The following is a 7561-nucleotide window of genomic DNA, read 5'->3' as shown; positions in this document are numbered from 1 at the left end:
GGTGCGGGACGCGGGGCGAGGGGACGGGGCGCCGGGTGCGAGCGCGGGGGACGGCGCGGGGTGCGGAGTCGGGAGTCAGGCGGGCGGCGCTGGCTGGCAGCTGGGGCACCAGGCCGCGACCCGCTCGCGGCCTTGGACGCCGCGCTGGATGCGCGTCCCACAGCGCAGACACGGTTTGCCATATCGGCCGTAGACGTAGGTTCGCCTGCCCGGTCGCAGATCACCGGTCGTCGTGCGCTCCACCCGGTCGCGGTTCGCGACGATGAGCTTGTGGCCAAGCTCGACCAGTCGGTCGAGGTCGCCGGCGCCGGACACCGGGGTGTGCGGATGCAGGCCGCGCAGGAAGAGCAGCTCCGTCACGTAGACGTTCCCGAGACCCGCGAGGTTGCGCTGCTCGAGGAGGGCCCCGGCGAGCTCGGCGTCTGGATCTCGGCGCAGGTTCGCGACGGCGAGCTGGGCATCCCAGTCGTCGCCGAGGAGGTCGGGACCGAGATGCCCGACGGCATCGGCTTCGTCTTCGCTCGCGAGCATCTCCACGACGGCGAGCTCGAAGCCGATTGCGCTGCCGACAGTCGTGCCGAGAACCGCCCTCGCCTGGTACGCCGGACGGGGCCACTTCCCGCCCGCGGCCACGAGCTGCCAGCTGCCGTCCATCCCGAGGTGGGTGTGCAGGGTGTGCGGGCCGATGCGAGTCAGGAGGTGCTTGCCGCGCGGAACGACCTCGTCGACGGTGAGGCCGGCCAGATCGAGAGCCGCGTACTTCGGAACTCGCAGCTCGAAGCGTGTCAGCTCACGGCCCGCGAGGGCGCGGTTCAGCCGGGTCGCCGCCCGGTAGACGGTGTCACCTTCCGGCATCACGCACTTCGATGCCAAGGTGGGCCGCGAGGTGGGGTGCGAGCGCCTCGAGCTGCGACGGGGAGACGGTGACGCCGCGCAATCCCTCGAGGCCCGTGATGGTCGAGAACTCGAGCCCACGCAAGTCGACGTGCTCGAGGCGGGCGCCCGTGACGTCGAGGATGCCCGTGCGGCTCTCCGTGAAGGCTACGCGTCGTGCTGTCGCACCCCCGAGGTCGATCTCGTCGAACGCGCAGTCGGCGAAGCGGACATCGGTGAGGGTTGCGCCGCGCAGGTTGACGTAGCCGAGCCGGTCGTCGCGGAACTCGACGTTCTGTAAGTCCGACTCGTGCAGGTCCGCGGAGCCGAGTCGGGATGCCGTCCAGCTCACGGACCGGAACGACTGGCGCTGCCCTTCGACGACCGGCACCTCGATGCGCTCGAGCACGCACTCGCTCACCCGTCCCGAGTGCAGGAGGAGTCTGCGGGCCGTGAGGCCCTCGATGCGGCATTCGGAGAACGTCACGCCGGCGGCGTCGAGCTCCTCGCCGCGCACCTCGGTGAAGTGCTGCAGCTCGTGCACCCGCGCCGTCGCGAAGTCCGCGGCGCTGGCATCGTCGAGTTCCGGTAGGTACGGCGCCTCGATCCTCGGCTCGGTGCCGCCTGCCCTGTTTCCTCGTCGTCCGCGTGCTGTCGCCACTGTGCCGCCTCTGCTGTCGGTTCTGCTTCTGGTCTGGTCTGGTCTGGTCTTGTCTTGCTCTCGATGCGCGTCGCGGCGTGGCTCACTGGCCAGGCCGCATGCGCAGGCCGCGGGTGGTGAGCGAGAACCCGCCCTCCTGCAGCATGCTCGCGAGGGGGGTCTCGAGTACGAACGTGCCATCGACCCGTTCGATCACCAGGTTCGGGATGCGCGCCCGCCGGACCGTGTCGGCGAGGGACCTCGCTGCCGCCCGCAGGACGTCGTCGGAGTCGGTGAAGGTGAGGAGCGTCTTGCCGCCGCGTTCAACGTAGAGCGCGAGGGCGCCGTCGACCATCGTCACGAGCCCACCGGCCTTCCTGCCGGGTCGGTGCTTGGTCTGCGAGTCCTCGTCGCTCGGCCACGCGAGCGCCGCCCCGTAGGGATTGGCGGGGTCGGTCGCGGCGAGCGTGAGCGTCTCGAACTGCTTCTCGGCGTCGAACTCCTGCGTGAAGCCGCGGAGGCGATCGACGGCGCCGACGGTCGAGAACTGGGCGGCGCCGAGCTTCTCGATGAAGTAGCCGCGTCTGGCCTTCCCCGACTCCTCGAAGCGGGCGAGGACCCGGTAGACGAGCGCGAACCCGCCGAGGACCTCCTCCGCCATGACGCTGCCGCGGGTCACGATGCCGTAGCGGTCGAGCAGCAGGTCGCCGATGGCGAGGCCACGCTCGGTGGCGTCGCTCACGCCCTGCAGGCCGAGGGTCCAGCGGCCGCTCGTGTGGGGCTGCGAGGGTGCTGGCCGCTGGGAGGCGAAGGCGGAGGCGGTGGGGCTTCCGGCGGAGTCGCTCGGCGCCATGGCGACGCGGCCACGGTAGAGCCTGCCGCGTGCGGCTCGGCTGGGCGCTCGATGCGCTGACGTGCTCGCCGAGCCGGGACCGCCGGAGATCAGCGCTCGGAGGGGCGACAGGGTGTCGTTGGTCACGCGTCCCTGCCAGACGAGCGCCCAGAGGGCGTCGGAGAGTTCGCGGTCGCTGGTCGACTCGGGTTCGAGCATGAGTCGCACGTGCCGCGACAGCTGGGGGAAGAAGCCCGGGCCGGACCCGGCAAGGGCGTCGAGGATGTGCCTGCCGCGCGCATCCGGTTCGCCCTCCGGCTGGTCGGGGAGCGTGAGGTGCGCCGTATCGGCGAGGTGCAGGCTGATCCAGCCGTCGCTCGAACCGATCGCGCCATGCCCGCGCCAGAGGACCTCGCCCGCCGTGGTGAGCTCATCGAGCATGCTCGGGTGGTAGTCGCGCACCCTGGCGGGGAGGATGAGGCTCTCGAGCGCCGAGGCGGGGACGGGCACGCCCGCGAGCTGGTCGATGACGGTGATCAGGCCGTCGATTCCGCGCAGCTCGCCGCCGACGTGCTGCCAAGCCGGGAGGAAACGGGCGAACGCGGAATGCTCGACGGGCTCTATCTCGCTGCGGAGCGCGGCGAGGGAGCGGGCGCGGAGGCGCTTGAGCACGGTCTCGTCGACCCACTCCGAGCCTTCGCGGTCTGGCCGGAACTCGCCCTCGACCACACGACGGGCGAGCTCGAGTCTCGTGAGCGCCTCGCGCACGACCGCCTGGCCCGTGCCGTAGCGCTCGGCGACCTCGGCGACCGAGAACGGGCCGTGCGAGCGGGCGTAGCGGGAGACGAGGTCGCCGACCGGGTCGTCCACCGGGTCGATGAACGCGACGGGGACGCCGATGGGGAGCGCGACGCCGAGGGCATCACGCAGGCGGCTGGCATCCTCGATCGCGGCGATGCGGTCGACCCCCGCGATGCGAACCCGCAGCGCGCGCTTCGCCGTCACGAGCGCCGAGACGTGCTCTTCGGCGACGGAGGCGGTGGCTGTGGGCACGTGCTCGTCGGTGGGCTCGTCGCCGTCGCCGTCGCCGTCAGCGTGACCGTCAGCGCCACCATCGGTGCCGAGGTCTTCGCCGCGCAGGCGCTCCGCGATCTCGTCGACGCTGAGCGGGCCGAGCACGCGCAGGAGGTCGGCCACCCCTTCGGCGTCGCGCGCGAGGCGGTCGGGGGCCGTGCGCTGCAGCTCGGCCTCGAGCCTCGAGATGACCTTCGCATCGAGCAGCTCCCGCAGCTCGACCCTGCCGAGGAGGTCGGCCAGGAGGCTCGTGTCGAGCGCGAGTGCGGCAGCTCGTCGTTCGGCGAGCGGGCTGTCGCCTTCGTACATGAACGCGCCGACGTAGCCGAAGAGCAGCGTCCGGGCGAAGGGCGACGCCTGCTCGGTGGTCACATCGACGAGGCGTACCTCGCGGCCCGCGACGCGCTTCGCGAGATCGACGAGCGCGTCGAGGTCGTAGACGTCGTGCAGGACTTCGCGCACGGCCTCCAGGATGATCGGGAAGGTCGGATACTGCTTGGCGACGTCGAGCAGCTGGGCGGCCTTCTGCCGCTGCTGCCAGAGCGGCGAGCGCTTGCCGGGGTTGAGGCGCGGCAGGAGCAGCGCACGGGCCGCCGCCTCCCGGAAGCGCGACGCGAACAGGGCCGAGCCGCCCACCTCGCGAGCCACGATCTGCTCGATCTCGTCGGCCTCCAGGGCGAACAGCTCTGCGCCGGGCGGTTCGGCGTCGCCTTCCGGAATTCGCACGATGATGCCGTCGTCGCTTGCGACGACGCCGCCGTCGAGGCCGTAGCGGTCGCGGATGCGCGCCGCCACGATGAGGCCCCAGGGGGAGTGCACGGGGGAGCCGTACGGGGAGTGCAGGATGATGCGCCAGTCGCCGAGCTCGTCGCGCGTGCGCTCGACGATGAGCGTGTGGTCGCTCGGGACCTGGCCGGTGGCGTCCTGCTGCTCGCGCACGTAGGCGACGGCGTTCTGCACGGCGTTGTCGTCCATGAGGGCGGCGAGTGCCTCGGGCACCTGCCCCTTGGCGGCGATCTCCCTGGTGATAGCGCCGATGGCCTGGCCGAGCTCGGAGGGTCGCCCGAGCGCGTCGCCGACCCAGAAGGGCAGTCGGCCCGGCTGGCCGTAGGCCGGGGTCACGAGCACTCGGTCGAAGGTGATCTCGGCGATGCGCCAGCTGGTCGCCCCGAGCGCGAAGATGTCGCCGACGCGCGATTCGTAGACCATCTCCTCGTCGAGCTCGCCGACGCGACGCGGCCCTCGCTGCGCGTCGGCGTCTTCGGAACCGGCGAGGAACACTCCGAAGAGGCCCCGGTCGGGGATGGTCCCTCCAGAGGTGACGGCGAGCCTGGCCGCACCGGGTCTTCCGGTGAGGGTGCCCTGGTCGCGGTCCCACACGAGGCGTGGCCTCAGCTCGGAGAACTGGTCGGATGGGTACTTGCCGGACAGCAGGTCGAGGGTCGCCTCGAAGAGGGGTCGCGACAGGGACGCGAACGGCGCCGAGCGCCGGACCAGGTCGAACCATTCCTCGACGTCGAGGTCTTCGATGGCCGCTGCGGCGATCGTCTGCTGGGCGAGCACATCGAGGGGGTTGGCGAGCACCCGCATCCGCTCGATCTGCCCGGTCACCATGCGCGATGCGAGCACGGAGGAGTGCAGGACATCGGCGCGGTGCTTGGGGAAGATCGTGCCCTCGGAGGTCTCGCCGACCTGGTGGCCGGCTCGGCCAACGCGCTGGAGTCCGCTCGCGACCGAGGGAGGCGACTCGACCTGGACGACGAGGTCGACGTCTCCCATGTCGATGCCGAGTTCCAGGCTGGAGGTGGCGACGACGCAGCGGAGGGTGCCGCTCTTGAGGGCGTTCTCGACCTCGGCGCGAGACTCCTTCGACACGGAGCCGTGGTGGGCGCGTGCGAAGGAGAGCGGGGCGCCGGACGACTGGCCCGCCTGCCCCATGGATACTGCAGGCGGTCGCTGCGGCGCTGCCTTCGGGCTCGCGCTGTTCTCGCCGGAGGACCAGCGCACGCCGGGGGCTGCGGCGCTGTAGGGGTCTGCTGCCTCCGTCGTGTCGGCCGCCGGGGCATCGGCCGACGCGCGCTCGTCGGCGATCTCGTTGAGTCGGGCCGTGAGCCGTTCGGCGAGGCGCCTCGAGTTGACGAACACGATCGTGGAGCGGTGCGACTCGACGAGGTCGGCGATGGCCTCCTCGATGTGCGGCCACACCGAGCCTGAGGCCTCTGCGTCGGCTGCGGGGTCGCGCAGTGAGCCGGCGGCGGCCCCAGCCTCGAAGTCCGCGAACGGGTCTGCATCTGCGATGGCTCCGGATGCGTCGGCCGAGGTCGGAGTCGCGGCCCCGGCTCGGGTCATGCCGATGTCGCTGAGGTCTTCGACGGGAACTCGCACCTCGAGCTTGAACGTCTTCGTGCTCGGCGGGGCGACGACCTTGACCGGTGCGTTGCCGGCTAGGAAGCGGGACATCTCGTCGAGGGGCCGAACCGTCGCGGACAGGCCGATGCGCTGCGCCGGCTTGTCGAGGAGCGCGTCGAGGCGCTCCAGTGTGAGGGCCATGTGCGCGCCGCGCTTGCTCGAGGCGACGGCGTGCACCTCGTCGATGATGACCGTCGTCACACCGGTGAGCGTCTTCCGCGCCTGAGACGTGAGCATGAGATAGAGCGACTCGGGCGTCGTGATGAGGATGTCGGGTGGGTTGCGGAGCTGCTGTCTGCGCTCGGTGGGGCTCGTGTCTCCTGAGCGCACCCCGACGCGGATGTCCGGTGCCACCGAGCCGAGCCGCCTGGCGGTCTGCGTGATGCCGACGAGCGGCGAGTGCAGGTTGCGCTCGACGTCGACGCCGAGTGCCTTCAGCGGGGACAGGTAGACGACGCGCGTGCGCCGCTCGGCCTTCGCCTGCTCGCTCTCGGTGCCGCGCTCGGCCGCGAGCTGGTCAATCGCCCAGAGGAACGCGCTCAGTGTCTTGCCGGAGCCGGTCGGCGCCACGACCAGGGTGTGGTGCCCGTCGGCGATCTCGCGCCAGGATGCCTCCTGGACCGCGGTCGGGCTCACGAATGCGCCGCGGAACCACTCCCGTGTCGCGGGGGAGAACGCGTCGAGTGCGGTCGTCTCAGGCATGACGACAACAGAACCACACACCACCGACATCAGCCTCCAGGAGGACCGGATCAACCTCCCGGGGGACGATCATCCAGCCGGCATGCGCGAAGCTGGATGCACCACGTTCTGAAGGAGTGATCTCACATGAAGCGTCTTGTTCGCCCCCGTAGCGGCCGCGTCATCGCCGGAGTCTGCGCGGGCATCGCGCAGCGATTCGGCTGGTCGCCGTTTGTCGTCCGCCTGCTGACCGTCCTGTCGGTCCTCATCCCGGGCCCGCAGGTCATCATCTACCTGGCGCTCTGGTTGCTCATCCCGAACGACTAAGGCGCTGGGGGAGCTACCCGAGCACACGCTCGAGGAACCCCGCCATCCGCACGAGCTCCTTCTCGGAGACCGCGTGACCGAGGCCCGCCTCGACGTAGATCTCTGCGTCGGCGTGGGCCTCGAGCCATGCTGCCGTGTGCTCGACCGCGAGCGAGGGGATGACCGTGTCGGCGTCGCCCCGCCCCCAGAAGACTGGCGGCCGGGCATCCGCGAGCTCGGCGTCCCCCGGAACGGTGCCGACGGCGACGAGGCCAGAGAGCAGCAGCGCTCCCCGGAATGCCGCGGGTCGCTGACGGAGCGCCTGCATGGCGACGATGCCGCCCTGCGAGTAGCCGAGCAGCGCGAGTGGCGCGCCCGAGTCGAGGACGCCGAGCGTGTCCAGGAGTGAGATGACGGCTGCCGCAGCGTCGTTCGCGCCCTGCTCGAGAGTGATCTGGGCGTCGGCGTCGACCGCGACCTCGCCCGTCATCGGGTCGGCGAAGCGCAGCGGGAACCACTCGCGGCCGCCATCCGGCTGCGGGTGCGGGGCGGGCACGGAGACGTACCTGAAGCCCTGGGGCATCTGCCCGGTGAGGCTGAGGATGTCCGTTCCGTCTGCGCCGTAGCCGTGCAGTCCGACGACGAGCGGGAGCGTGCTCGTGGCCGCCGTCTCGGTGTCGCCGCCCCGCCAGAGGAGCGTCTTGGGATCGATACCTGTGGATGCTGTGCTCACCCGGGAAACATAC

Annotated in this window: 5 protein-coding genes; 1 reads left to right on the top strand and 4 read right to left on the bottom strand. The window is 71.1% G+C overall.

Annotation, left to right across the window (positions count from 1 at the left end; all coding sequences use genetic code 11):
* Positions 1 to 75 precede the first annotated feature (75 nt).
* The 3 genes from C5E07_RS11290 to C5E07_RS11280 all read right to left on the bottom strand — a co-directional run bounded on the left by C5E07_RS11290 (position 76) and on the right by C5E07_RS11280 (position 6530).
* Complete coding sequence (locus C5E07_RS11290) at positions 76 to 855, bottom strand: DNA-formamidopyrimidine glycosylase family protein (RefSeq protein ID WP_104299468.1); 780 nt, start codon at positions 853 to 855, stop codon at positions 76 to 78.
* Positions 842 to 1534, bottom strand: a complete 693-nt coding sequence (locus C5E07_RS11285; RefSeq protein WP_104299467.1) for a pentapeptide repeat-containing protein — start codon at positions 1532 to 1534, stop codon at positions 842 to 844. The genes C5E07_RS11290 and C5E07_RS11285 overlap by 14 nt, the downstream gene beginning before the upstream one ends.
* 82 nt (positions 1535 to 1616) lie before the next feature.
* The gene (locus C5E07_RS11280; protein ID WP_104299466.1) at positions 1617 to 6530 is read right to left on the bottom strand and encodes a DNA glycosylase AlkZ-like family protein; all 4914 of its coding nucleotides are present in this window, start codon (positions 6528 to 6530) and stop codon (positions 1617 to 1619) included.
* Positions 6531 to 6656: 126 nt separating this feature from the next.
* On the opposite strand from C5E07_RS11280, the gene C5E07_RS11275 reads away from it, so the two are divergent.
* Positions 6657 to 6836 (top strand): PspC domain-containing protein, encoded by a 180-nt coding sequence (locus C5E07_RS11275; protein ID WP_068479399.1) that lies wholly within the window; start codon positions 6657 to 6659, stop codon positions 6834 to 6836.
* A 13-nt stretch (positions 6837 to 6849) separates the two neighbouring features.
* On the opposite strand, the gene C5E07_RS11270 is transcribed toward C5E07_RS11275, so the two are convergent.
* Positions 6850 to 7548 (bottom strand): alpha/beta hydrolase, encoded by a 699-nt coding sequence (locus C5E07_RS11270; RefSeq protein WP_181057944.1) that lies wholly within the window; start codon positions 7546 to 7548, stop codon positions 6850 to 6852.
* Positions 7549 to 7561: the final 13 nt, after the last annotated feature.

The organism is Pseudoclavibacter sp. RFBJ3 (assembly GCF_002931375.1).
GTDB lineage: Bacteria > Actinomycetota > Actinomycetes > Actinomycetales > Microbacteriaceae > Pseudoclavibacter.
The sequence above is the reverse complement of the archived record's forward strand: the minus strand, read 5'-3'. Positions and strand labels throughout refer to the sequence as shown.

Excerpts from the sequence above, each read along its gene's own strand:
- C5E07_RS11290 (WP_104299468.1), bottom strand. The coding sequence starts at position 855 with ATGCCGGAAGGTGACACCGTCTACCGGGCGGCGACCCGGCTGAACCGC.
- C5E07_RS11280 (WP_104299466.1), bottom strand. The coding sequence starts at position 6,530 with ATGCCTGAGACGACCGCACTCGACGCGTTCTCCCCCGCGACACGGGAG.
- C5E07_RS11275 (WP_068479399.1), top strand. The coding sequence starts at position 6,657 with ATGAAGCGTCTTGTTCGCCCCCGTAGCGGCCGCGTCATCGCCGGAGTC.